Origin of the sequence: Thermomonas sp. (assembly GCF_041919455.1) — a bacterium.
GTDB lineage: Bacteria > Pseudomonadota > Gammaproteobacteria > Xanthomonadales > Xanthomonadaceae > Thermomonas.
The window spans coordinates 14,653-38,868 of the sequence record NZ_JAYRTQ010000022.1 but is presented as its reverse complement, the minus strand read 5'-3'; the positions used below and the strand labels follow the sequence as shown (position 1 = coordinate 38,868).

Genomic DNA, 24,216 nt, shown 5'->3' with positions numbered 1-24,216 from the left:
GTGGACGGCACCGACCGCATGGGTGTGGCGACAGACCTGGACGCAATGGATGGCATACGCCAAGCAGAGCCAAATCCCGGCGCTCATGCAGTTTGCGCGACGACTGAAGGGCTACTGGCGCGGCATCATCAGCCGGGTACGCTGGCCGATGCATACCGGGCAACTGGAAGGCATCAACAACAAAATCAAGGTGATCAAGCGCATGGCCTACGGCTACCGCGACAGCGAGTACTTCTTCCTGAAGATCAAAGCCGCCTTCCCCGGTAATCCGTGATGAACCATGATAAAGCCGGCACGAGGCCGGCTTCACCTGGTTCGATGCGGGCGCTTCAGCGCTTCAGAGATGCCGCTTCGCTGGCCAGCGCACCGATGCGCGCCCAGTCGCCGGCCTTCACCGCATCCGCGGGCACCATCCACGAGCCACCCACGCAGGCCACGTTCGGCAGCGCCAGGTAGGCCGGTGCCTTGACCGCATCGATGCCGCCGGTCGGGCAGAAGCGCGCCATCGGCAGTGGACCGCCGAAGCCCTTCAATGCGCCGATGCCGCCGCTGGATTCGGCCGGGAAGAACTTGAAGCGCCGCCAGCCGTGCTCCATCCCGCGCATCAGTTCGCTGGCGGTGGCGATGCCGGGGATCAGCGGCGTGCGGCTGGCTTTCGCCGCATCGAACAGCGCATCGGTGGCGCCGGGCGAGATCGCGAAGCGCGCGCCGGCATCGGACACGTTGGCGAGATCGGTGGCCGACAGCACGGTCCCGGCGCCGACGCAGGCATGCGGCAGTTCGCGCGCGACCAGGGCGATCGCATCGAGCGCGCACGCCGTGCGCAATGTGATCTCCAGCACCGGCAGGCCGTTGTCGACCAGCGCGCGGCACAGCGGCAGCGCGTCCTCGATGCGATCGATGGCGAGCACCGGGATCACCGGGGCAAGGCCGAACACGGCATCGACCAGTTCGCTGTGGCGGGCGGTATCGAACATCGGGTCAAAACTCCTTGGCGCGCAGGGCGGTGGCCGCACCGAGCAGGCCGGGATGGGGATGGGTGATGACGTGGATCGGCACCGATTCCAGCAGCGCGGCCATGCGGCCCTTGGCCAGGAAACGCTCGCGGAACGCGCTGGCGCGCAGGAACGGGATGAAGCGCGGGACGATGCCGCCGGCGATGACCACCGTGCGTGCGCCATGGATCAATGCGCAATCGCCGGCCACGCTGCCGAGCACCGAACAGAAGCGGGCGAGCGTCCGACGCGCGGCCTGATCATGGCCTTCCAGCGCGGCAGCGACGATCTCGGCCGGGTCGCGCAGGGCGGGGTTGAGCAACGAAGCATCGCCGGGTTGCGGCATCTGCGCGGGCAGCACCGCGCTGGCGCCGCGTAGCACGGCGTCGATTTCGGAGAGGCCCTTGCCGCACAACAGGCGCTCGGTCGAGGTGCGCCCGTGTTGCGCGGTGAGCCATGCGGAGATTGCGCGCTCTTCGTCGCCGACTGGCGAAAAACCGACATGGCCACCTTCGGTTTCGACCGCATGCCAGCCGTGCGACTGCGAGCCGATGAGTTGCGCCACGCCCAGGCCGGTGCCGGGGCCGAGCACGCTGATCGGGCCTTGCAGCGGCAGTTCGAGGTTGCCGTGCAGGGTGACCAGGTGGTCCGCCTGCAGTGCCGGGATCGCCCAGGCCACCGCGCCGAAGTCGTTGATCATGCGCAGTTGCTGCAGGCCGAGTCGGCGTTCCAGTTCGCTGCGGCTGAACGACCAGGCGCGATTGGTCAGCCGGATCTCGTCCTTGCCGACCGGGCAGGCGACCGCCAGTGCGGCGCGTATCGGGGTGCCGGACACGCCGGCCAGATAGTGTTCGATGGCGTGCTGCACGCTGGCGAAATCCGCGTTCGGCAGCGACCTCGATTCCAGCAGTTCGATGGTCGGCGACGACAGGTCGGTCAGCGCGAAGCGCGCGTTGGTGCCGCCGATGTCGCCAACCAGCGCGAGCGTGTTCGCAGTCATGCCGGCATCCCGTCTTCATCCAGGAACAGCGAACACGCGCCCTGTTCGGCGGAGCCGACCTGCTTGCGCATCATCGCGAACAGCTCGCGGCCGTGGCCGACGTGGTTGCCCGCCAGCGACGGACGCACGGCCTCGCGCGCGGCCCATGCCTCGGCATCGACCAGCGCGTCCATCGTGCCGGCATCGCCATCGATGCGGACGAGGTCGCCGTCGCGCAGCTTCGCCAGCGGGCCGGCATCGGCAGCTTCCGGGGTGACGTGGATCGCGGCGAGGACCTTGCCCGAGGCGCCTGACATGCGACCGTCGGTGAGCAGGGCGACGCGCTGTCCACGATCCTGCAACGCCGCCAGCGTGGGCGTGAGCTTGTGCAGTTCGGGCATGCCATTCGCGCGCGGACCCTGGCCGCGCACGACCGCCACGAAATCCCCGGCGAATCCATCGCGCTTGTCGAGCGCACCGGCCTTGAACGCCGCCAGCAGCGCGTCCTGTGAGTCGAAGATGCGTGCGGGTGCTTCGATCCGGCGCAAGTCGGGCGCGACCGCGGAGATCTTGACCACCGCGCGCCCCAGGTTGCCCTGCAGGCAGCGCAGGCCGCCTTCGCTGTCGAACGGCGCCGCCACGCCACGCACGACGTTGTCGTCCAGCGATGTGGCCGGTGCGGTGCGCCAGCGCAGGACGAGATCGTCGAGCCAGGGTTGCGTTGCCTGCTGGCGCAGGTCTCCGCCGTGCACGCAGGCGATGTCGCCGTGCAGCAGGCCGGCATCCAGCAGTTCGTTGATGACCAGGCCAAGGCCGCCCGCGGCCTCGAAGTGGTTCACGTCGGCGGATCCGTTCGGGTACACGCGCGCCAGCAGTGGCGTGGCCTGCGAGAGTTCGTCTAGGTCGGTCCAGTCGATGAGCACGCCGGCCGCGCGGGCCATCGCAACAAGATGCAGCGCGTGGTTGGTGGAGCCGCCAGTGGCGGCCAGCCCGACCATCGCGTTGACGATGGCCTTCTCGTCGATGGTGCGCGCCAGCGGACGATAGTCGTTGCCGAGCGCGCTGATGCGCAGCGACTGTTCGGCCGCGGCCACGGTCAGTGCATCGCGCAAAGGCGTGTTCGGCGGGACGAAGGCGCTGCCCGGCATGTGCAGGCCCATCACTTCCATCAGCATCTGGTTGGAATTCGCGGTGCCGTAGAACGTGCAGGTGCCGGCCGAGTGGTACGACGCCGCTTCGGCTTCAAGCAACTCTTCGCGAGTGGCCTGGCCCAATGCGTAACGCTGGCGCACCTCGGCCTTCTGCTTGTTGGGGATGCCGGACGGCATCGGTCCCGCCGGCACGAAGATCACCGGCAGGTGGCCGTAACTCAGCGCGCCGATCAGCAGGCCGGGCACGATCTTGTCGCACACGCCCAGGCAGAGCACCGCGTCGAACATGTCGTGCGACAGCGAGATCGCGGTGGCCATGGCGATGGCGTCGCGCGAGAACAGCGACAACTCCATGCCGGTGCGGCCCTGGGTCACGCCATCGCACATCGCGGGAACGCCGCCGGCGACCTGCGCGCTGCCGCCGGCGTTGCGCGCGGCCATGCGGATCAGCGTGGGGTAGTGCTCCATCGGCTGGTGCGCCGAGAGCATGTCGTTGTAGGACGTGACGATGCCGATGTTGCCACCCGCGCCTTCGCGCAGCATCGGCTTGTCGACGCCGGCGGCGGCGAAGCCGTGCGCCAGGTTGCCGCAGGACAGTTCGCGCCGGGCCGGGCCGGCCTCGCGCGCCGCGTCCATCCGCGCCAGGTAGTCGCCACGCAGGCGCCGGCTGCGGTCGGCGATGCGCGAGGTCACGCGCTCGATGGCGGGATGCAGGGGCATCGGCTACGGACTCCAGTGGATGTGGACGTGGTGGCCGGGCGCATGCAGCAGCGCGGCCACCGGGAAAGCAGAATCGGGATGCGCCTGTGCGTGTCGCAACACCGCGCGTTTGTCCGCGCCGGTGACGACGAGGTGGATCTGTTTGGCGTACAACAAGCGCGGCAGGGTCAGGCTGATCCGCGCGAATGGCGCTTCCGGCGGCAGCGGATCGGGCAAGGTGGCGAGGGCATCGATGCCTGATTCTGTCGCCAGGCCTTCGGCAAGGTTGGCCGCGCCGGGGAACAGCGAGGCGAAATGGCCGTCCGCGCCCATGCCCAGCAGCACCGCATCGAAGGGTTGCGGGTTCACCGCAAGCAACGCGCGCGCTTGCGCGAGCGAGGCATCGACATCGCCATCCTCGCGTGTCAGTGGATTGCCGACGATGTTGGCATCGGCGGCGAAGGCCTCGCGCAGCGCACGCAGGTTGCAGGCCGGGTGGTCGTGCGGCACGCAGCGCTCGTCGGTGGGAATGGCGCTGACCACGCCGCCGAGTCCTGCCGCGGAAAGTTGCGCATACACCGGCAGCGGCGTGCGTCCACCGGCGAGCGCCAGCCACGCCTGGCCGCGCGCATGGATCGCTTCGCGGCATGCGTCAACGAACACCTCGGTGACGTGCGCTACCAGCGCGCCGACATCGGCATGGTCATGTTCGATCCACGGCATTTCGTTATTCCCGCCAGCCGTGGCCGTGGCGTTCGGTCAGCGACACCGCCGCGCCCGGACCCCAGGTGCCGGCCGGGTACGGCTTCGGGGTGATGCCTGCCGCGCGCCAGCCCTCGGCGATCGCATCGACCCATTGCCACGCGGCTTCGGTTTCGTCGCGGCGCACGAACAGGGTGCCGTTGCCCTCGATCGCGTCCAGGTACAGACGCTCGTAGGCGATGCGCTTGCGTGCGCTGGCGAACTCCTCGTGGAAGTCCAGGTCCAGCGCCACCTGCGCCAATCGCAATCCACTGCGGTCGAGCCCCGGGGCCTTGCTCATCAGGTCCAGCTCGATGCGTTCCTCTGGCTGCAGGCGGATCAGCAGGCCGTTCGGGCGCATGTCGCCGGCGGCGCGTCCGCCGAAGATCGAGTACGGCACCTTGCGGAACTGGATGTAGATCTCGGTGCTGCGCGAGGGCAGCCGCTTGCCGGTGCGCAGGTAGAACGGCACGCCGGACCAGCGCCAGTTGTCCACGTGCGCGCGCAGGGCAACGAAGGTTTCGGTGCGGCTGCTGCGGCCCAGCTCATCCGCATAACCGGGCACCGCAACGCCGTCGATGGCCCCGGCGGTGTACTGGCCGGCCACGGATTCATGGGCGACCTGCTCGCGGCCGATCGGGCGCAGCGAGCGCAGCACCTTGATCTTCTCGTTGCGCACCGCGGTCGGATCGAACTTCGCCGGCGGTTCCATCGCCACCAGGCAGAGCAATTGCAGCAGGTGGTTCTGCAACATGTCGCGCAATGCGCCGGAGTCGTCGTAGTAATCGCCGCGGCCTTCCACGCCGACGGTCTCGCCGACGGTGATCTGCACCTGCTCGATGTGGCGCGCATTCCACAGCGGTTCGAACAGCGCATTGCCGAAGCGCAGGGCGATCAGGTTCTGCACGCCTTCCTTGCCGAGGTAGTGGTCGACGCGGTAGACGCGCTCCTCGTCGAACGACATGGCAACGCTGTCATTTATGGCAATCGCAGACGCGAGGTCCTTGCCGATCGGCTTCTCCAGCATCACGCGGGTGCCCGCACCGGCGACGCCGTGGGCGGCCAGCGCGGCGCAGGCGGGACCGTAGAACTTCGGCGCGGTGCTCATGTGGTAGAGCACGTCGCCATCGCGCAGCGCTTGCACCTTCGCAGCGAGCGCGGCCATCGACGCATCGTCGTCCACGCTGGCGGCGGCATAGTCGAGTCGATCCAGCAAGCCGCGCAGCGCGGCATCGTTGCGTTCCGCCGCCGGGATGCGTTCGGCGATGCTGGCCGACACCAGGTTGGCGAAGCCTTCGCGGTCGAGCTCGCTGCGCGCGGTGCCCAGGATGCGCAGGTTCGCCGGCAACAGCTGCTCGGCCTGCAGGCTGTACAGCGAGGGCAGCAGCATGCGCCGCGCCAGGTCGCCGGTGGCGCCGAAGATGGTCAATAGCGAAGCAGGCGCGGCATGCGTCACGGAACGGTTCCGACGTGGGGAACCCTAAGCTTAATACGCCCGGCGTGCGGATGCTGCAGTGGTTTCGTTTCCAACGTTCGCCGGGGTATGGCGCGCGGTGATGGTTCATGCGGGCAGTACGCATAGGTATGTCGCATCGCTGCCCTTTAGAATCGTTGCTCTAGTCGTCCAAGGCCCTGCAATGACGCGTCTTTCCTCCCTTGATCGCGAGCAACTGCTGGCCTGCGCCCGCGGCGAATTGTTCGGCGAAGGCAATGCGCGGCTGCCCGCGCCGCCGATGCTCATGTTCGACCGTATCACCCATATCAGCGACGACGGTGGCGCGCACGGCAAGGGGTTCATCCGCGCCGAACTCGACATCCGTCCGGACCTCTGGTTCTTCGGCTGCCACTTCCTCGGCGACCCGGTGATGCCGGGCTGCCTGGGCGTGGATGCGATGTGGCAGCTCACCGGATTCTTCCTGCCGTGGCTGGGCGAAACCGGCCGCGGCCGCGCGCTCGGTGCCGGCGAGATCAAGTTCACCGGCCAGGTCCTGCCCGACGCCAAGGTGGTGAGCTACGAGATCGACATCCGCCGCCTGCTGCGCGGTCGCCTGCGCCTGGTCGTCGCCGATGGCCGCACCTACGTGGACGGCCGCGAGATCTACACCGCCCGCGACATGCGCGTGGGCCTGTTCCAGGCGACGGAGGCCATGTGAGTACGACCTTGCGCCGCGTGGTGGTGACCGGCATGGGCATCGCGTCCTGCCTGGGCAATGACCTGGACACGGTGTCGTCGGCGCTGCGCGAAAGCCGTGCCGGCATCCGCTTCCTGCCCGACCATGCCGAGCGCGGATTGCGCAGCCAGGTCGGCGGCGCGGTCGACCTCGACCTCGATGCGGTGATCGATCGCAAGCTCAAGCGCTTCATGAGCGATGCCGCGGCCTATAGCTACGTGTCTCTGCGCGACGCCATCGCCGATGCCGGCCTGGACGAAGCCGCGGTCAGCGATCCGCGCACCGGCCTGATCGCCGGGTCCGGTGGTGGTTCCAGTCGCTGGCAAGTGGAGACCGCGGACCTGCTGCGCGATCGCGGCGTGCGCAAGGTCGGCCCATACATGGTGCCGCGCACGATGTGCTCCACGGTGTCGGCCAACCTGGCCACCGCGTTCAAGATCAAGGGCCTGAGCTACTCGCTGTCCGCGGCCTGCGCGACCTCCGCGCATTGCATCGGCGCGGCCGCCGACCTGATCCGCCACGGCGCGCAGGACATCATGTTCGCCGGTGGTGGCGAAGACCTGGACTGGACCATGAGCGTGATGTTCGACGCCATGGGCGCGCTGTCCACCGGCTTCAACGACACGCCCGCCACGGCCTCCCGTCCGTATGACGCCAATCGCGACGGCTTCGTCATCGCCGGCGGCGGCGGCATGCTGGTGCTGGAAGACTACGAGCACGCGAAGGCGCGCGGCGCGCATATCCATGCGGAGTTGATCGGGTACGGCGTGACCAGCGACGGTGCCGACATGGTCGCGCCGAGCGGCGAGGGCGCGGTGCGTTGCATGCGCATGGCGATGGCCGGCATCGACCGTCCGGTCGATTACCTCAACACCCACGGTACCTCGACCCCGCTCGGCGACATCACCGAGTTGAACGCGGTGCGCGAGGTGTTCGGCGATGCGGTGCCGCCGTTGTCGTCCACGAAGGCGCTGTCCGGTCATTCGCTGGGGGCGGCCAGCGTGCATGAGGCGATCTACAGCCTGCTGATGCTGCGCGACGGCTTCATCGCCGGCTCGGCGAACATCGAGACGCTGGATCCGCGTTGTGAAGGCTTCCCGATCGTGCGCGAAAGCCGCGATGCGAAACTCGACACGGTGATGTCGAACAGCTTCGGCTTCGGCGGCACCAATGCGGCCGTGGTCTTCGCGCGGGTCTGACGATCAGCGCAACAGCCAGTCCGCAGTGGCCTCGGGTGCCTTGATCCACGCGTAGTGGTCGGCCACGGTGCCGACCGCCGCGGCATCGAAATGCGCCGAGGTCACGCGCGCGTTCGGCAACTTGCCGGTCAGATAGGCCGTCGACACCGGCGGTGCCAGCCAGTCCTGGTCGAAGGTCAGTGCACGCACCTCGCCATTGAAGCGCGCCATGCCCGCTTCCAGGTCCACGTCGACGCCCGGCGCGGCGTAGTGGCCGCTGATCGCCGTGCGCGACCAGTCGGCGATCACGCTGCGCGCCTCGTTGCCGCCGAAGCCGATCCTGCGGCCGGGCATGAAGCCATTGCGTGCGGCCAGCCAGCGCATGAACCGATAGGCAGGCAACAGGCCCCAGCGCTTGGGTGCGTTGAACACGCGCCAGTACGGCGCGCCGCTGGCGACCAGCCACAAGGCGTCGGCACTGTCGGGCTGCAGGCCCAACTGGCAGCAGGACATCTGCCCGCCCAGGCTATGGCCTCCGAGGATGCGCGGCACGCCGTGCGCGTGCGCGTCGGCAACCGCCTGGCTGGCGGCGAGGTCGGCCAGCAATTCGCGATAGCCCCAGTCCTCCGCTCGCGAAGCACGCATATTGCTGGAGCCGATCCCGCGCCATTCGTGCAGGAATACCGCCATACCGCGCGCCGCCAATGCCTCCGCGAACGGCAGGTAATGCCGTGCGGGCATGCCCATGCCGGCCAGCCACAACACGCGTCCAACCGGCACATCCGGGATGCGCGCGATCAGTTCGCAGCGGTGGCCATCGCCGGTGTGGACCGGCAGTTCGAATGCACGCATCAGCGCGCGGCCGCGCCGAAGTGATCGAGCACCACGACGTCGCCGCGACCGGGCCGGTAGCCGCCGCGCAACGCACGCTCGATGTAGTCGGTCGCGGTTTCGACCGCGAGCGACAGCGGCATGCCAAGGCACAGGTTGGCGGCGATCGCCGAGGCCAGCGTGCAGCCGGTGCCATGGCCTTCCAGCGCCAGGCGGTCGTGGATGAATTCGGCATCCAGCAGGCCATCGTCGTAGCGGTCGATGACGGTCTCGCCTTCGTCCAGGTGCCCGCCCTTGAGCAGCACCGCGCGCGCGCCCATCGCGCGCAATCCGGCGATGGCGGCGTCGGCGGCTTCGCCATCGGCGATGCGGACGCCGGTCAGCAATTCCGCTTCCGGAATGTTGGGTGTGACGATGCTCGCCAGCGGCAGCAGCCGCGTGCGCAGTGCCTGCAACGCGTCATCGGCGAGCAGCTTCGCGCCGCTGGTGGCGACCATTACCGGGTCGAGCACGACATGCGGTGGTCGACGCGCTTCCAACACGTCCGCGACGCAGCCGATGACCTCGGCGGTGGCCAGCATCCCGATCTTCACCGCGCCGATGTCGAAGTCGTCGAAGCAGGCGTCGAGTTGCGCGCGCAGGAAGCCGACATCGGGCACATGCACGGCGGTCACGCCGCGGGTGTGCTGCGCGGTCAGCGCGGCGATCGCCGACAGCCCATGCACGCCATGCGCGGCGAAGGTCTTCAGGTCGGCCTGGATGCCCGCGCCGCCGCCGGAATCGGAGCCGGCGATGGTCAGTGCGGAAACGACGGTGGGGGTCTGCATCCGGCCATTTTGCCGGAACCATACGCCACCGTCAGGACGCGGCTCGTTCCCCGCGCAGCATCACGTGGCGATACAGCATGTAACCGATGCCGGTGCTGCCGGTCAGCAGCGCCGGCGCGAACAGTGCCTTGTAGCGGAACAGCGCGAACAGCCACGCGCCGATGATGCCGCCTGCGAGGAAGCCGCCGATGATCAACCCGCTCAACGCCAGTCGCCGTGTCGGCAACGGCATGCCGCGCAGCAAGTGGCCCAACCCGATGCCGAGGTCGGTGAACATCCCGCTGAGATGGGTGGTGCGCACGATCGCACCGCTGAAGGTGGTGACCATCGCGTTCTGCAGGCCGCAGGCCATCGCCGCCAGCAACGCGCCCCAGATCGATCCGCCCTCGAACAGCGGCACCGCAGCCACCAGCAGCGCGGCTTCCAGCGCCAATACCACGCCGTAGCGGCGGCCCAGTCGCAGCGTCGCGTCCTGCACGATCAAACCGCTCAGCATCGCGCCCGTGCAGAACGCGATCAGCACGCCCCACAAATGCACGACCGCGCGCCAGTCGCCCTGTGCCAGTGCGGCACCGAGCAGGCTGGTGGTGCCGGTGAGGTGGCTGACCGCCTGGTGCTCGAAGCCCAGGTAGCCGACCACGTTCACCATCCCGCCGATGCAGGCGAGTGTGACCGCGCCGATCCATACCCAACGCGGCAGGGACACGGTCATGTCGCGGGCCCCGCCGTTCGCCTACAGGACTTCGGAGGCGTAATCCGCCAACCGCGAACGCTCGCCGCGCCGCAGGGTGATGTGCGCGCTGTGCGCCCAGGCCTTGAAGCGGTCGACCGCGTAGGTGAGGCCGGACGTGGTTTCGGTGAGGTAGGGCGTGTCGATCTGCTCGACGTTGCCCAGGCAGATGATCTTGGTGCCGGGGCCGGCGCGGGTGATCAGGGTCTTCATCTGCTTGGGCGTCAGGTTCTGGGCTTCGTCGAGGATGAGGTAGCGCGACAGGAAGGTGCGCCCACGCATGAAGTTCATCGAGCGGATCTTGATCCGCGAGGCCAGCAGGTCGTTGGTTGCCGCGCGCCCCCAGGCGCCGCCGTCCTGGTTGTGGGTCAGCACCTCCAGGTTGTCGGTCAGCGCGCCCATCCACGGCGTCATCTTTTCTTCCTCGGTGCCGGGCAGGAAGCCGATGTCCTCGCCCACGCTCACCGTGGCGCGGGTCATGATGATTTCGCGGTAGCGCTGCGCATCCATCGTTTGCGCGAGGCCCGCGGCCAAGGCGAGGAGCGTCTTGCCGGTGCCGGCGGTGCCGAGCAGGCTGACGAAGTCGATTTCCGGATCCATCAGCGCGTTCAGCGCGAAGTTCTGTTCGCGGTTGCGTGCGGTGATGCCCCAGACCGCACGCGACGAATGCCGGAAGTCGTCGACGATCTGCAGCACGACCTTGTCGTCGGCCACCTTCGCCACCTTCATCTCGGCCTGTTCGTCGCCGGGCAGGTAGACGAACTGGTTCGGGTACCAATCCTCGTCCTCGCCGCGTGCGATTTCGTAGTAGGTGCGGCCCTTGTCGGTCCACGACTTCAGGTCCTTGCCGTGGCGCGACCAGAAATCCTCGGGCAGTGCGGTTGCGCCGGTGTAGAGCAGGCTGAAATCGTCCAGCGCGCGGTCGTTCTCGTAGTCCTCGCTGACGATGCCGGCGATCGACGCCTTGATCCGCAGGTTGATGTCCTTGGAGACGAACACCACCGGTGCGCCGGGATCGGATTCCTTCAGCGCCAGGATCGCGCCGAGGATGTTGTTGTCCGGGATGACCGTGCCGAAGCGCTTGCCGGCATCGAAATCACCGGTCTGGAACAGCAGCCGGCCGGCGCTCTCCGCACCGCGCAACTGCAGGGCCTGCGGACGCACCAGGGCGATGCCGTTGTGGACGTCGCTGCTGCCGTGGGCCTCGATCAGTTCGTTGAGGAAGCGGCTGACCTGGCGCGCGTTGCGGCTGGCTTCGCTGGTGCCCTTCTTACCGTTGTCCAGCTCTTCCATCACCTGCATCGGCAGGTACACATCGTGTTCCTCGAACTTGAACAGCGCGGTCGGGTCGTGCATCAGCACGTTGGTGTCGAGGACGTAGATGCGCTTGCTTCGCGTCATGCTCGGATTCCTGCGGTCGGACAGCGATGGGCCATCGCGTCCCGCGGGGCGGGGCGATGAAGGGCGGTGGAAACGAGGTCGGTCACTTGGTTTTCGCGGCCTTCAATGCGTCGAGTACGGCCTGTGCATGGCCGGGCACTTTCACCGGTTGCCATGTCTGGCGGATGACGCCTTCGGGGTCGATGAGGTAGGTGCTGCGGACGATGCCGATGTACTCGCGGCCATAGAGCTTCTTCGGCTGGATCACGCCGAAGGCGTTGCAGACGGCTTCGTCGGCATCGCTGACCAGGTCGAACTTGAAGCCCTGCTTCGCGCAGAAGTTCTGGTGCGACTTCAGCGAGTCCTTCGACACCCCCAGCACGACCGCGCCAGCGCGCTTGAACGCAGGCAACAGCGCATTGAAATCCTGGCCTTCGGTCGTGCAGGCCGGGGTGGAATCCTTCGGGTAGAAATACAGCACCAGCCATTTGCCGGCGTAGTCGGCGAGCGTTGCGTGCTTGCCGCTCGAAAGTGCAAGCGGCAGCTTCAGCATGGTGTTCGATAGCGCCTCGCCGGCGGTCATTGGCGTTCGGCTTCCCCCGAAGCCGGGGATTCGAGTTTCTCGATGCGCTTCTTCAGTTTCGAGATTTTGCCGTGTTGGCCTGCGATCATCGCCACGGCGAGGAAGAACAGCACGAATTCCATGGTCTTCGATCCCCTGTCTCAGTACTTCATCGGATCCATGATGGCGTCGAGGTTCAGGTGGTCGCAGAACTCGAGGAAGTCGTCGCGCAGCGCGGCGATGTGCATGTCCGACGGCACGCCGATGGTCAGCTGGGCGGAGAACATGTCGGCACCGGTCTGCATCGCCCGGTAGCGCGAGCAATGCAGGCTCTCGATGGTGATGCCCTGCTGGTCGAAGAAATCGGCCAGCTGGAACAGGATGCCGGGCTTGTCCGAGGCGATCACCTCGACCACGTAGGGCAGCAGGCTGGACTGCACCGGCTTCGGCCCGGTGCGATACCAGATCAGCTTCAGGCCTTCCTCGCGCTCCAGCTTGGCGAGCATGGTCTCCAGCTTGGCCACGGCGTCCCAGGAGCCGGTGGCGAGCGCAGTCACCGACACGTCGCGGCCCACCGTGGCCAGGCGCGTGTCGACCAAGTTGCAGCCGGAATCGGCGATGCGTCGGGTAACGGCCAGCAGGGGCGACTGCGGATGCGTGGTGTACGCGTTGATCAGCAGGTGGTTTTCGTTCGGCGCCGGCCTGGCGGAGATATCGGTCAAGGGAGCGTCCGGAGCGGATGGGATGGGGTGGCGCGATGGCGACCCGTTGCCGGCCAGCATACTTGCCGGTGCTTTCGAGCCGCAAGTAAGATTCAGCCTCGCTTTGACCACTCCCATCGCGCCGCGCGTTCCTCCGCCGCGCCCAGCCGAGCCATCTACTTGCGACTTTCCGGCAGCATCACTGCGCTGGCGACGCCCTTCACGGCCGCCGGCGACATCGACTTCCCCGCCTGGCAGCGCTTGTTGCAGGCGCAGCGGGACGCGGGCACCCAGGGCGTGGTCGTCGCCGGCTCCACCGGCGAGGCCGCGGCGCTGTTCGACGACGAATACGACGCCCTGCTGGCCAGTGCGGTCGAGTTCCTCGGCGGGCGCATGCCGGTACTGGCGGGCACCGGTCATTCCAATACCGCCAAGACCATCCAGGCCAACCGCCGCGCCGCCGCGCTGGGCGCCGATGCCGCGCTGGTGGTGACCCCGCCGTACGTGCGGCCGACCCAGTCCGGCCTGCTCGCGCATTTCCGCGCGGTCGCCGACGAGGGCGGGTTGCCGGTGGTCCTCTACAACGTGCCCGGCCGCACCGGCTGCGACCTCGCCCCGGAAACCACCGGCGAGCTGTCCCTGCACCCGAACATCGTCGGCATCAAGGAAGCCCGCGCCGAGGCCGCGCGCATGGACGACCTGCTGCCGTGCCGGCGCGACGGCTTCGCCGTGCTCAGTGGCGACGACCCGACCGCGGTGCGGGCGATGCTGGCCGGCGCCGACGGGGTGATCTCGGTCGCATCCAACGTGGTCCCCGGGACGTTCCGTCGCTTGTGCCAGCTGGCCCGCGGCGGCGACGTGGCCGGTGCCGAGGCGCTGGACGCGCGGCTGTATGCGCTTTACCACTTCCTCGGCGTCGAGCCCAATCCGATCCCGGTCAAAGCCCTACTCGCGCTGAACGGAATCGGCCACGGCCTGCGCCTGCCGCTGCAGCCGCTATCATCCGCCCATGCCGCCGAGGCCCAGCGCCTGCATGCGGACATCCTCCAACTCGAAGACTGATGCCGCCCGCCGCGGCCTGACAGGAGCTCCAGATGCGTCGTAGTGCCCGCGTGTCCCCGATTGCCGTGCCGCTTGCCGCCGCCCTGCTGGTGGCTGGCCTGTCCGGTTGCCAGCTGTTCGGCAAGAAGAACGAGCTGTACACGCAGAGCGCCGAAAGCCGCCCGCTGGAAGTCCCGCCGGACCTGGATCGTCCGAGCGCCGACAAGGCCATGTCGCTGCCGGCGGCCGGTGGCAGCGTCAGCGCCTCGGGCATGAACAACGCCGGCGGCAGCAGCGCCGCGCCGATCGGCTTCAACGCCAGCGGCGACCGCGATGTGCTGTTCGCCAAGGTCGGCGAGGTGCTGGCTGCTACGCCCGGCGTGAAGATCGCCAACAAGGCACAGATCCTGGGCACTTACGACGTCGATTACATGGACGCCAAGTTCCTGGTCCGGGTCACCAAGGCCGGCGAGGGCGTGTACATCTCCGCGGTCGATCCGCGTGGCCTGCCGCCGGTCGGCGAGGCGCCGGTCAAGCTGATCGGCACGCTGAAGGCCGCGATCGCGCCCTGACGTTCGAACCGTGCAATGCAAAAGGGCACCGCGAGGCGCCCTTCTTGTTTGCCATGCCGCTGCGGTCAGCGTTCCAGCAGCGCCAGCTTGCCCGGCTTGCCATCCCACTCCGCCGCATCGGCGGGCGCATCCTTGCGTGTCGCCAGCACCGGCCAGTCCTTCGCCAATTCGGCATTGAGCGCGACGAACGGCTCCTGCCCGGCGGGTACGTCTTCTTCCGGATAGATCGCGTTGACCGGGCATTCCGGTTCGCACAGGGTGCAGTCGATGCACTCGTCGGGGTCGATCACCAGGAAGTTGGGGCCTTCGTGGAAACAGTCGACCGGGCACACCTCGACGCAGTCGGTGTGCTTGCACTTGATGCAGTTCTCGGTGACGACGAAGGGCATGGGGACGATCCTTGATGCGATGCAGGTAGTTTAGCGCTGCGGTGGCGGAAGGCGGCGGATGAGAATCGGTGGCGGTTGTGGGGTGATGGCGGCAGGGATCATGGCAACGGGATAGACGATGGTCCAACGGGATAGACGCGGCACATCCTTGTGCCGCGCCCTGCGCGCAACCTTCGGTTGTCCAGCTGGGCTCCCGGCGCCGCTGTCGAACCCGTACGGGTTCTCATCCCGTAGGGCGAATCAACAAAAAAGCCCGAGTTATTCGACTCGGGCTTTTTTGTTGATTGGTACTCCCAACGGGATTCGAACCCGTGTTGCTGCCTTGAGAGGGCGGCGTCCTAGGCCTCTAGACGATGGGAGCAGAGGTGAGGCGGAACTTCCCGGCTGGACGGCCGGCTCGCCACCGGCAGGGCCGCATGTCGAGCTTGCTAGTATATGCGGCTGCGGTGTCGACGGCAACGCAGCCCATCCCATTCCAGAGCGCGGCATCGCCGTAGCGCATGACCGAAATCGAATCCCAGACTGTCTATCCCGTCCCCAGCCTGCGCGTGATCACCCGCGACGAGCACGGCCTGTCGCGCAAGCAGATGAGCCAGAACGCATTGCGCGTGCTCTACCGCCTGCGCGAGGCCGGCTTCGGTGGCTACCTGGTAGGCGGCGCCGTGCGCGACCTGCTGGTCGGCGGTGCGCCGAAGGATTACGACGTGGCCACCGACGCCACGCCGGAGCAGGTCAAGTCGCTGTTCCGCAACTGCAGGCTGATCGGCCGCCGCTTCCGCCTGGCCCATGTCGTGTATGGCCGCGAGATCATCGAGGTCGCCACCTTCCGCGCCAACAGCGATGACGGCAGCGGCGACCGCGAACAGCACGAGGGCGGCCGCCTGCTGCGCGACAACGTCTACGGCACGATCGAGGACGATGCGATCCGCCGCGACTTCACCGCGAATGCGCTGTATTACGCGATCGAGGATTTCTCGGTGCGCGACTACGTCGGCGGCTACGACGATGTGCAGGCGCGCCTGCTGCGCCTGATCGGCGATCCCGAGGCGCGCTATCGCGAAGACCCGGTGCGCATGCTGCGCGCGGCACGCTTGGCGGCCAAGCTGGGTTTCACCATCGAGGCCGCGACCGCCGAACCGATCGCCAGGTTGGCGCCCTTGCTGTCCGAGGCCGCGCCGGCACGGTTGTTCGAGGAAACCCTGAAACTGTTCCTGTCCGGCCATGCGGTGGCCAGTTTCGAATTGCTGGAAGCGCATGGCCTGCTGCCGGCACTGCTGCCGGAAACCGCGCAGGCATTGGCCTCGAACAAGTCCGGCGCGTTGCGCCGGATGCTGGTGCAGGGCCTGCGCAATACCGACGCGCGCGTCGCCGCCGATGAGTCGGTGTCGCCCGCATTTCTCTATGCGGTGCTGTTGTGGCCCGCCTATTGCCGGGCGTTGGCGTTGCTGCAGGCGCAGGGCGTGCACGCCGCGGATGCCCAGCGTCGCGCGGCCGACCGGGTCACCCTGCACCAGGTCGGGCGCACCGCCTTGCCGCGCCGGTTCTCGCTGCCGATGCAGGAAATCTGGCTGCTGCAGCCGCGGTTCTCGCAGCGTGTGCGCAAGCGCGTGTTCCGGCTGTTGTCGCATCCGCGGTTCCGCGCCGCCTTCGATTTCCTCGAGCTGCGCCTGGCCGCGTCCGATTCGCATGCCGAGGACGTTGCCTACTGGCGCGAGGCGCAGTTGCATCCCGACGCCGTCCTGGCCGCCGCCGAGCGAGCCGCGCACGTCGCCCAGTCCGATGGCATCGTCGAAGCGGGCGAAGAGGGTGGCGACGGCGATGCCCCGCACAAGCGCAAGCGCCGTCGCCGTCGAGGTGGCTCGGTACCCGGTTCCACTTCGCAAGAGCCTGCATGACCCTGGCGGCGGTTGGCGTGGGGGCCAACCTGGGCGATGTCGCGCGCAGCGTCCGCGACGCTATCGATGCGCTTGGCCAGTTGCCCGGCACCCGCCTGGTGCAGGCGTCGCGGCTGTATCGCACGCCGGCCTGGGGTGTGACCGCGCAGCCCGATTTCATCAATGCCGTCGCGTTGCTGGACACCGGATTGTCGGCGCGCGCTTTGCTGGAGGCGCTGCTGGACATCGAGCGCGTCCATGGCCGGGTCCGCGTCGATGGTGAACGCTGGGGGCCGCGCACGCTCGACCTCGACCTGTTGCTCCACGGCGATGCCATCATCGATGAAGCCGGCCTGCGCGTGCCGCATCCGCACCTGCACGAACGCGCGTTCGCGCTGTTGCCGCTGCTCGAGGCCTGGCCGGCCGCCATCATTCCCGGCATCGGCCCCGCGCGTGAATGTGCGGGCGTGATGGCGGCGGACGGTATCGAACCGTTACCTTAGGCGCCCGCGGGAAGGAGCCAGGCATGAGCGAGCCACAGAAACGCTGGACCGTGCCGATGCTGGGCGAGGCGCGTGCCGCCGGCCGCAAGCTGGTGATGCTGACGTCGTACGACGCCAGTTTCGCGCGCGTGCTGGACGACAACGGCATCGACCTGATCCTCATCGGCGATTCGCTGGGCATGGTGGTGCAGGGACACGATTCGACGCTGCCGGTGCGCGTGGAAGACATCGTCTATCACACTGCCGCGGTGGCGCGTGGTGCGACGCGCGCGTTGAAGATCGCGGATTTTCCGTTCGGTTCCGATGGCTCGGCGCTGGAAGCGCATGCCGCTGCGGTGCGCTTCATCCAGGCTGGCGCGAGCATGGTCAAGCTGGAAGGCGCGGGCCACAAGCTGGACACGATCCGCTATCTGGTCGAGCGCGAAATCCCGGTGTGCGCCCACCTCGGGCTGACCCCGCAATCGGTGCATCGTTTCGGCGGTTTCAAGGTGCAGGGGCGCGAGGATGCCGCGGCTGCGAAACTGCGCGATGACGCGCTCGCGGTGGCCAACGCCGGTGCGGCGCTGCTGGTATTGGAAGGCGTGCCGGCCGTGCTGGCATCGCAGATCACCGCGGCCAGCCCGATCCCCACCATCGGCATCGGTGCGGGCGCGGGTTGCGATGGCCAGGTGCTGGTCTTGCACGACCTGCTTGGCCTGGACACCGGCCATCGCAAGCCGAAATTCGTGAAGGATTTCCTGGGCGAGGGCGGATCCGTGGCCGGTGCGATCCGTGCCTATGCCGACGCCGTGCGCCACGGCCGTTTCCCCGCGGCCGAACACGCCTACGCCTGACGCCACTGCGGAGCGAGCCGACATGATCGAGACCATCACCGAGCTTGAAGCGCTGCGCACTCGCATCCGTGGCTGGAAGCGCGACGGTTTGCGCGTCGGCTTCGTGCCGACCATGGGCAACCTGCATGCCGGCCACTATTCGCTGGTCGCGCTGGCCCGCCAGCACGCCGACAAGGTGGTCTCCAGCGTCTTCGTCAACCCGACCCAGTTCGGCCCGAACGAGGATTTCACCCGCTACCCGCGCACGCCGGATGCCGACACCAGCGGCCTGCAATCCGCGGGCTGCGATGCGTTGTGGCTGCCTGACGTGGCGGCGATGTATCCGTTCGGCGTGGAACTGGCCGCCAACGTGCATGTGCCGGGCGTCAGTGCGGTGCTGGAAGGTGCGCACCGGCCGGGCCATTTCGATGGCGTGTGCACGGTGGTCAGCCGCCTGTTCAACCAGGTCCAGCCGGATGTCGCCGTGTTCGGCAAGAAGGATTACCAGCAGCTCGCGGTGATCCGGCAGATGGTCGCCGACCTGCACGTGCCGATCCGCATCATCGGCGGCGACATCGTCCGCGAGGCGAACGGGCTGGCGATGAGCTCGCGCAACCAGTACCTGTCGGCGGACGAACGCGTGGTCTCGGCGATCATCCACCACACCCTGCACGCGATGCGCGATAGCCTGCTGGTCGGCCTGCCGCTGGCGCAGGTCGAGGCGGATGCCGATGCCGCCCTGCGCGATGCCGGCTTCGTCCCCGACTACGCGGTGGTGCGGCGTCCCGACCTGGCCGAGCCGACGGACGGCGAGGCGGGCGACCTGGTCGCATTGATCGCGGCTCGGCTCGGGCGCACCCGGCTGATCGACAACCTCGAGTTCCACCTGGCCGGCTGAACTCGCCGCCGGCAGGCCTCGCGGCGGGTTTGTTGCAGCGCGGAAATCGCGGCCTATACTTCGGCCTCCCGGGCCGATCCCGGGCGTCGCGCCACTGGAGTCGAACATGCAACTGACCCTGCTGAAGGCCAAGATCCACCGCGCCAGCGTCACCCATGCCGAGCTGCACTACGAAGGCTCCTGCGCGATCGACGGCCGCCTGCTGGACATCTCCGGCATCCGCGAATACGAGCGCATCGAGATCTACAACGTCAACAACGGCGAGCGCTTCGCGACCTACGCGATCCGCGGCGAGGAAGGCAGCGGGGTGATCTCCGTCAACGGCGCCGCCGCGCACAAGGCGCAGCCCGGTGACCTGGTGATCATCTGCGCCTACGGCCAGTGCGACGAGGCCGAAGCCGCCAAGTTCAAGCCGACCCTGGTGTACGTGGATCGCGACAACGCGCTGACCCACACCAACCGCTCGATGCCGAAGCAGGCCGCATGAGCATGCTGGCCGGACTCGACGCGGAAGCACGCAGGCTGGCCAGCACGACCATCACCGATCTGATCCGGGAGGATCCGGCGCGCGCAAGCGATTTCGCGCTGCGCTGCGGTGGGCTCTACGCGAACTTCGCCCGCCAGCGCTACGACCGCGCGGCGCTGGACGCCTTGTTCGCCATCGCCGAACGCGCCGACCTGCCCGGTGCGATGCGCCGCTTGCTGGACGGCGCCATCGTCAATCCGACCGAAGGCCGCGCCGCGCTGCATAGTGCGCTGCGTGGCGACAACTCGACTTCGCCGGTTGCCATCGACGCACGCAAGCAAGCGCTCGATGCACAGGTGCGGATGCGCGTCCTGATCGAACGACTCGAAGCCAGCGACGTCACCGACATCGTCAGCGTGGGCATCGGCGGTTCCGACCTGGGCCCGCGGTTGATGGTCGATGCGCTGGCCTTGCACGACGCGCGCTTCAAGGTGCACTTCATCTCGAATGTCGACGGCAATGCCGCGCAGCGCGTGCTGGCCGGGCTGGATCCGAAGCGCAGCGCCGCGATCGTCATTTCCAAGACCTTCGGTACCCAGGAAACCCTGCTCAACGGCGGCATCGTCCGCGACTGGCTGGGCAACGACGAACGCCTGTATGCGGTGAGCACGAATGCCGAGCGCGTGACCGCGTTCGGCGTGCCGCCGGAACGCACCCTGCAGATGTGGGATTGGGTGGGCGGCCGCTATTCGCTGTGGTCGGCGGTCGGCTTCCCGATCGCGCTGGCGCTGGGCATGGATCGCTTCCTGGAACTGCTGGCCGGCGCCGCCGCGATGGACGCGCATGCGGCAACCACCGCGCCGCGCGACAACATCGCGATGTGGCACGCGCTCACTGCAGTGTGGAATCGCAACGCGCTGCATGCGGCCACGCAGGCGGTGCTGCCCTACGACGATCGCCTCAAGCTGCTGCCGGCTTACCTGCAGCAACTGGTGATGGAAAGCCTGGGCAAGTCGGTGCGGATCGAAGGCGATGCGGTGGGTATCGACACCGTGCCGGTCTGGTGGGGCGGCGCGGGCACCGATACCCAGCACAGCTTCTTCCAGGCCCTGCACCAGGGCACGCAAGTCGTTCCGGCCGATTTCATCGGCGTGCAGCAGGCCGATCATCCGCATGCGCAGAACCACGCCGCGCTGCTGGCCAACCTGCTGGCGCAGACCGAGGCGCTGGCGAATGGGCAGGACAGCGACGATCCGCATCGCCGCTACCCCGGCAACCGGCCGAGCACCTTGCTGCTGCTGGATGCGTTGACGCCGCATGCGGTCGGCATGCTGGTCGCGCTGTACGAACACAGCGTCTACCTGCAATCGGTGCTGTGGGGCATCAATGCCTTCGACCAGTTCGGGGTCGAACTCGGCAAGCAGGTCGCCAGTCGCCTGCTGCCCGCGTTGAATGGCGACGCCGAAGCCGACGATGCGGTGACCCGCGCGCTGTTGCGAGAGTTCAGCGCTCGCCGCTGACCGTCCTCGATGGGCCGGCTGGCTCCGGGCATCTTCGGGACACGCCGCAAGTACGTCCATGTAGGCTCATCGGCGACATCCATGTCGCCGAAGGTCCCGAAGACACCCGAAGCCATCCGTCCTGCCGGACGCAGCGGCGGCTCTCAGACGATGCCGTGTCGTCCCAACGCCCACTCGACATGCTCGCGCACGACCGGTGATGCATGTTCGCGCCGTGATTCCAGCGCCGCGATCACGGCATCGGTTCTAGGCGCATTCCCCAGCGCCACCGCGATGTTGCGCAACCAGCGCTCGTGCCCGCTGCGGCGGATCGCGCTGCCTTCGGTGCGGCGCAGGAATTCGTCTTCGTCCCACGCGAACAGATCGACCAACGTCGCCCGGTCGAGGTTGTTGCGCACGCGGAAATCCGGTTCGTCGGTGCGCACCGCGAACTTGTTCCACGGGCAGACCAACTGGCAGTCGTCGCAGCCGAAGATGCGGTTGCCGATCAGCGGTCGCAGGTCCTCGTCGATGTTGCCTTCGTGTTCGATGGTGAGGTAACTGATGCAGCGCCGTGCATCCAGGCGATACGGCGCGGTGATCGCCCGGGTCGGGCAGACATCGATGCAGCGCGTGCAACTGCCGCAATGCGCACTGGCCGGCGGATCGACCGGCAGCGGCAGGTCGACGAACAACTCGCCGAGGAAGAACCAGCTGCCGCCGTCCTTGTCGATCAGGCAGGTGTGCTTGCCGATCCAGCCGAGCCCCGCATTGCGCGCCAGCGCGCGTTCCAGCACCGGGGCAGAGTCCACGAACACCCGATGCCCGAACTGGCCGATCTCCTTGGCCACATCGTCCGCCAGCTTCTGCAGGCGATTGCGCATCAGCTTGTGGTAGTCGCGGCCCAGCGCGTAACGGGCCACGTACGCGCGTTCGCCGTCGCGCAGGTTCTCCCACGCCGCGTCGCCGTCCTTGCCGTAATCCATGCCCACCGACACCACCCGCAGCGTGCCCGGGATCAGTTCCGCCGGCCGGCTGCGCTTGTCGCCGTGATGGGCCATCCACGCCATCGTGCCGTGCAGGCCTTCGTCCAGCCACGATTGCAGGAAGGCCTCGTCATCCTGCAGCTCGACGCCGGAAATTCCCACGCGCTGGAAGCCGGCCGCCTGCGCAAGCGCGCGGATGCGGCCTGCCAATGCAAGGTAGTCGGGGAGTGGCGAAGACATGCGCGAAGTATAGGAGTCGGTTCTAGAATCGGCCGATGCAGAGTCCATTCCCGCTGTACGCCCCCGACCAGTTGCGCGAATTCGAAGCACGCGGCATTCGGGCCTGCGGTGGCGATGCCGGTGCACTGATGGCGCGCGCGGGCCTGGCTGCGTGGCAGTGCGTGCTGAAGCACTGGCCGCGCGCACGACGGATCGTGGTGGCCTGCGGGCGAGGCAACAACGGCGGCGACGGCTATGTGCTGGCGCGGCACGCGCTGGCATCCGGTCTCGACGTGCGTGTGTTGCGGCTCGACGCGCATGCGGCGCGCACGCCGTTGGCGATGCAGGCCCACGACGCCTTCATCGCGGCTGGCGGGCGGGTTGCTTGCTTCGATGGCGAACTCGGCGACGCGGATGTGCTGGTCGATGCGGTGTTCGGGATCGGTCTGTCGCGCGCGCCGGATGCGCATGCGAGTGCCTTGATCGAGGCGATCAACCGGCACCCGGCGCCGGTGCTGGCGCTGGACGTGCCCAGCGGCATCGATGCGCGCAGCGGAGATGCGCCGGGCATTGCGGTCATCGCGGAACGTACCTTGCAGTTCATCGCCCGGCATCGTGGCCTGCGCACCGGCACGGCGCTGGACCATGCCGGCGACCTTGCACTGGCCGCACTCGATCTGCCGGACACAGTGTTCGACGGTGTCGAGCTTGCGGCGCTCGCATTGCGTGCCGATGCGCTACCCGGTTTCTTCCCGCTGCGTCCGCGCGACAGCCACAAGGGCCGCAACGGCCATGTGCTGTGCATTGGCGGCGACCACGGCAGCGGCGGCGCGATCCTGCTGGCCGCCAATGCCGCGTTGCGCAGCGGCGCCGGTCTGCTCAGCGTGGCGACGCGCGCTGAGCATGTTCCGGCATTGCTGGCGCGGCGGCCGGAGGCGATGGCGCATGCGGTCGACGACGTCGCGCAACTCGCGCCCTTGCTGTCGCGCGCCAGCGTCATCGCGATCGGTCCCGGGCTGGGGCAGGGCGATTGGGGACGGCAGTTGCTCGAGGCCGCGTTGGCCAGCGCATTGCCATGCGTGGTCGATGCTGATGCGTTGAACCTGCTGGCATCGTCCGGGCAGTGCCTGCGCGGGCAGGATGTCGCCACGCCGCACCCCGGCGAGGCCGCGCGCCTGCTCGGCATCACGACAAGCGAGGTGCAGCGCGATCGCTTCGCCGCCGCGCAGGCGTTGCAGGCCCGGCTCGGCTGCACGCTGGTGCTGAAGGGGGCGGGCAGCATCATCGCCAGTGCAGGTCAGCCGCCATCGGTGATCTGTGCCGGCAATCCGGGCATGGCGGTGGGCGGGATGGGCGATGTGCTCACCGGCATCATCGCGGCGCTGCTGGCGCAGGGCATGGCTGCGGGGGATGCGGCGTTGGCGGGTGCCCTCTTGCATGCGGTAGCCGGCGACGCAGCGGCGCGCGAGGACGGCGAGCGCGGCCTGCTGCCATCGGACCTGGCACCCTGGCTGCGCCGGTTGGCCAATCCGATGCGACGATAGGCGCATGCACGATTTCTTCCTCGATAACGCGGATGCGACCGACGCGCTCGGCGCGCGCCTGGCTCACGCCTTGCCGCCCCGGGTCGTGGCCTACCTGCATGGCGACCTCGGTGCCGGCAAGTCCACGCTGGCGCGGGCGCTGCTACGCGCGCTGGGCGTGACCGGCACCATCCGCAGCCCCACCTACACCCTTGTGGAGCAGTATCCGCTGCCGGCCGGCGGCATGGCCCTGCACCTGGACCTGTACCGGATCGGAGATCCCGGCGAGCTCGAGTTCCTGGGACTGGACCCGGCCGAAACACGGCTGTGGCTGGTCGAGTGGCCCGAGCGCGGGCAGGGTGGCTTGCCGACGGCCGACCTCGACGTGGAGCTCGCCGTGGAGGGCGCGGGTCGGCGTTGCGTCCTGCATGCCCGAACGGCGGCCGGCCACGATTGGCTGGAGGCGCTAGGTCCAGCTTGACGCTCCGG

Annotated in this window: 27 protein-coding genes and 1 tRNA gene; 13 read left to right on the top strand and 15 right to left on the bottom strand. The window is 68.1% G+C overall.

Annotated elements, in window-relative coordinates:
* Positions 1 to 274 (top strand): transposase (locus tag ACE3T8_RS12990; RefSeq protein WP_374609627.1); only part of this gene is annotated, 274 nt, incomplete at its 5' end.
* A 55-nt stretch (positions 275 to 329) separates the two neighbouring features.
* Here ACE3T8_RS12990 and ACE3T8_RS12985 read toward each other — a convergent pair.
* The 5 genes from ACE3T8_RS12985 to zwf are packed head-to-tail and all read right to left on the bottom strand — an operon-like array spanning position 330 to position 6,021.
* Complete coding sequence (locus ACE3T8_RS12985) at positions 330 to 977, bottom strand: bifunctional 4-hydroxy-2-oxoglutarate aldolase/2-dehydro-3-deoxy-phosphogluconate aldolase (RefSeq protein WP_374609626.1); 648 nt, start codon at positions 975 to 977, stop codon at positions 330 to 332.
* A gap of 4 nt (positions 978 to 981) precedes the next feature.
* The gene (gene glk / locus ACE3T8_RS12980; protein WP_374609625.1) at positions 982 to 1,995 is read right to left on the bottom strand and encodes a glucokinase; all 1,014 of its coding nucleotides are present in this window, start codon (positions 1,993 to 1,995) and stop codon (positions 982 to 984) included.
* Positions 1,992 to 3,845, bottom strand: coding sequence for a phosphogluconate dehydratase (edd, locus tag ACE3T8_RS12975; RefSeq protein WP_374609624.1), 1,854 nt, complete (start codon positions 3,843 to 3,845; stop codon positions 1,992 to 1,994). The genes glk and edd overlap by 4 nt, the downstream gene beginning before the upstream one ends.
* Positions 3,846 to 3,848: 3 nt before the next feature.
* Positions 3,849 to 4,547, bottom strand: coding sequence for a 6-phosphogluconolactonase (locus ACE3T8_RS12970; RefSeq protein ID WP_374609623.1), 699 nt, complete (start codon positions 4,545 to 4,547; stop codon positions 3,849 to 3,851).
* A 4-nt stretch (positions 4,548 to 4,551) separates the two neighbouring features.
* Positions 4,552 to 6,021 (bottom strand): glucose-6-phosphate dehydrogenase, encoded by a 1,470-nt coding sequence (zwf, locus tag ACE3T8_RS12965; RefSeq protein ID WP_374609621.1) that lies wholly within the window; start codon positions 6,019 to 6,021, stop codon positions 4,552 to 4,554.
* A gap of 181 nt (positions 6,022 to 6,202) precedes the next feature.
* Between zwf and fabA the strand changes: the two genes are divergently transcribed.
* Both fabA and fabB read left to right on the top strand, forming a co-directional pair.
* On the top strand, positions 6,203 to 6,718 hold the full coding sequence (fabA, locus tag ACE3T8_RS12960; protein ID WP_374609620.1) for a 3-hydroxyacyl-[acyl-carrier-protein] dehydratase FabA: 516 nt from the start codon (positions 6,203 to 6,205) through the stop codon (positions 6,716 to 6,718).
* 8 nt (positions 6,719 to 6,726) lie between these two features.
* Complete coding sequence (fabB, locus tag ACE3T8_RS12955) at positions 6,727 to 7,935, top strand: beta-ketoacyl-ACP synthase I (RefSeq protein WP_374609629.1); 1,209 nt, start codon at positions 6,727 to 6,729, stop codon at positions 7,933 to 7,935.
* A gap of 3 nt (positions 7,936 to 7,938) precedes the next feature.
* Here the strand turns inward: fabB and ACE3T8_RS12950 are convergent, their stop codons facing one another.
* The 7 genes from ACE3T8_RS12950 to ACE3T8_RS12920 all read right to left on the bottom strand — a co-directional run bounded on the left by ACE3T8_RS12950 (position 7,939) and on the right by ACE3T8_RS12920 (position 13,026).
* Positions 7,939 to 8,766 (bottom strand): alpha/beta fold hydrolase, encoded by an 828-nt coding sequence (locus ACE3T8_RS12950; protein WP_374609619.1) that lies wholly within the window; start codon positions 8,764 to 8,766, stop codon positions 7,939 to 7,941.
* Entirely contained in the window at positions 8,766 to 9,572 is an 807-nt protein-coding gene (gene thiD / locus ACE3T8_RS12945) for a bifunctional hydroxymethylpyrimidine kinase/phosphomethylpyrimidine kinase (protein WP_374609618.1), read from the bottom strand. Before thiD ends, ACE3T8_RS12950 begins: the two co-directional genes overlap by 1 nt.
* Before the next feature lie 31 nt (positions 9,573 to 9,603).
* Positions 9,604 to 10,284, bottom strand: a complete 681-nt coding sequence (locus ACE3T8_RS12940; protein WP_374609617.1) for a YoaK family protein — start codon at positions 10,282 to 10,284, stop codon at positions 9,604 to 9,606.
* A gap of 21 nt (positions 10,285 to 10,305) precedes the next feature.
* Positions 10,306 to 11,703 (bottom strand): PhoH family protein, encoded by a 1,398-nt coding sequence (locus ACE3T8_RS12935; protein WP_374609616.1) that lies wholly within the window; start codon positions 11,701 to 11,703, stop codon positions 10,306 to 10,308.
* Between the two features lie 82 nt (positions 11,704 to 11,785).
* On the bottom strand, positions 11,786 to 12,265 hold the full coding sequence (locus ACE3T8_RS12930; protein WP_374609615.1) for a peroxiredoxin: 480 nt from the start codon (positions 12,263 to 12,265) through the stop codon (positions 11,786 to 11,788).
* On the bottom strand, positions 12,262 to 12,387 hold the full coding sequence (locus ACE3T8_RS12925) for a hypothetical protein (protein WP_374609614.1): 126 nt from the start codon (positions 12,385 to 12,387) through the stop codon (positions 12,262 to 12,264). Before ACE3T8_RS12925 ends, ACE3T8_RS12930 begins: the two co-directional genes overlap by 4 nt.
* Before the next feature lie 18 nt (positions 12,388 to 12,405).
* Entirely contained in the window at positions 12,406 to 13,026 is a 621-nt protein-coding gene (locus tag ACE3T8_RS12920) for a glycine cleavage system protein R (protein WP_374609613.1), read from the bottom strand.
* 99 nt (positions 13,027 to 13,125) lie between these two features.
* On the opposite strand from ACE3T8_RS12920, the gene dapA reads away from it, so the two are divergent.
* Together dapA and ACE3T8_RS12910 are read left to right on the top strand one after the other, a co-directional pair.
* A complete protein-coding gene (gene dapA / locus ACE3T8_RS12915) occupies positions 13,126 to 14,007 on the top strand; it encodes a 4-hydroxy-tetrahydrodipicolinate synthase (RefSeq protein ID WP_374609612.1) in 882 nt (293 codons plus the stop codon).
* A 32-nt stretch (positions 14,008 to 14,039) separates the two neighbouring features.
* On the top strand, positions 14,040 to 14,558 hold the full coding sequence (locus tag ACE3T8_RS12910; RefSeq protein WP_374609611.1) for a hypothetical protein: 519 nt from the start codon (positions 14,040 to 14,042) through the stop codon (positions 14,556 to 14,558).
* Between the two features lie 65 nt (positions 14,559 to 14,623).
* On the opposite strand, the gene fdxA is transcribed toward ACE3T8_RS12910, so the two are convergent.
* Together fdxA and ACE3T8_RS12900 are read right to left on the bottom strand one after the other, a co-directional pair.
* Positions 14,624 to 14,947, bottom strand: coding sequence for a ferredoxin FdxA (gene fdxA, locus ACE3T8_RS12905; RefSeq protein WP_374609610.1), 324 nt, complete (start codon positions 14,945 to 14,947; stop codon positions 14,624 to 14,626).
* A 285-nt stretch (positions 14,948 to 15,232) separates the two neighbouring features.
* Positions 15,233 to 15,308, bottom strand: a tRNA-Glu gene (locus tag ACE3T8_RS12900).
* Between the two features lie 139 nt (positions 15,309 to 15,447).
* Here ACE3T8_RS12900 and pcnB point away from each other — a divergent pair.
* From pcnB to pgi, 6 genes are all read left to right on the top strand, one after another.
* Positions 15,448 to 16,842 (top strand): polynucleotide adenylyltransferase PcnB, encoded by a 1,395-nt coding sequence (pcnB, locus tag ACE3T8_RS12895; RefSeq protein WP_374609609.1) that lies wholly within the window; start codon positions 15,448 to 15,450, stop codon positions 16,840 to 16,842.
* Entirely contained in the window at positions 16,839 to 17,324 is a 486-nt protein-coding gene (gene folK / locus ACE3T8_RS12890) for a 2-amino-4-hydroxy-6-hydroxymethyldihydropteridine diphosphokinase (protein ID WP_374609608.1), read from the top strand. Before pcnB ends, folK begins: the two co-directional genes overlap by 4 nt.
* 23 nt (positions 17,325 to 17,347) lie before the next feature.
* The gene (panB, locus tag ACE3T8_RS12885) at positions 17,348 to 18,157 is read left to right on the top strand and encodes a 3-methyl-2-oxobutanoate hydroxymethyltransferase (RefSeq protein WP_374609607.1); all 810 of its coding nucleotides are present in this window, start codon (positions 17,348 to 17,350) and stop codon (positions 18,155 to 18,157) included.
* 22 nt (positions 18,158 to 18,179) lie between these two features.
* A complete protein-coding gene (gene panC / locus ACE3T8_RS12880; RefSeq protein ID WP_374609606.1) occupies positions 18,180 to 19,034 on the top strand; it encodes a pantoate--beta-alanine ligase in 855 nt (284 codons plus the stop codon).
* Positions 19,035 to 19,140: 106 nt separating this feature from the next.
* The gene (gene panD, locus ACE3T8_RS12875) at positions 19,141 to 19,521 is read left to right on the top strand and encodes an aspartate 1-decarboxylase (protein WP_374357737.1); all 381 of its coding nucleotides are present in this window, start codon (positions 19,141 to 19,143) and stop codon (positions 19,519 to 19,521) included.
* Complete coding sequence (gene pgi, locus ACE3T8_RS12870) at positions 19,518 to 21,020, top strand: glucose-6-phosphate isomerase (RefSeq protein WP_374609605.1); 1,503 nt, start codon at positions 19,518 to 19,520, stop codon at positions 21,018 to 21,020. The genes panD and pgi overlap by 4 nt, the downstream gene beginning before the upstream one ends.
* A gap of 143 nt (positions 21,021 to 21,163) precedes the next feature.
* Here pgi and queG read toward each other — a convergent pair whose 3' ends face one another.
* Positions 21,164 to 22,225, bottom strand: a complete 1,062-nt coding sequence (gene queG / locus ACE3T8_RS12865) for a tRNA epoxyqueuosine(34) reductase QueG (RefSeq protein ID WP_374609604.1) — start codon at positions 22,223 to 22,225, stop codon at positions 21,164 to 21,166.
* 35 nt (positions 22,226 to 22,260) lie between these two features.
* Between queG and ACE3T8_RS12860 the strand changes: the two genes are divergently transcribed.
* A complete protein-coding gene (locus tag ACE3T8_RS12860) occupies positions 22,261 to 23,748 on the top strand; it encodes an NAD(P)H-hydrate dehydratase (protein WP_374609603.1) in 1,488 nt (495 codons plus the stop codon).
* A gap of 4 nt (positions 23,749 to 23,752) precedes the next feature.
* Positions 23,753 to 24,208 (top strand): tRNA (adenosine(37)-N6)-threonylcarbamoyltransferase complex ATPase subunit type 1 TsaE, encoded by a 456-nt coding sequence (gene tsaE, locus ACE3T8_RS12855; RefSeq protein WP_374609602.1) that lies wholly within the window; start codon positions 23,753 to 23,755, stop codon positions 24,206 to 24,208.
* Positions 24,209 to 24,216 lie beyond the last annotated feature (8 nt).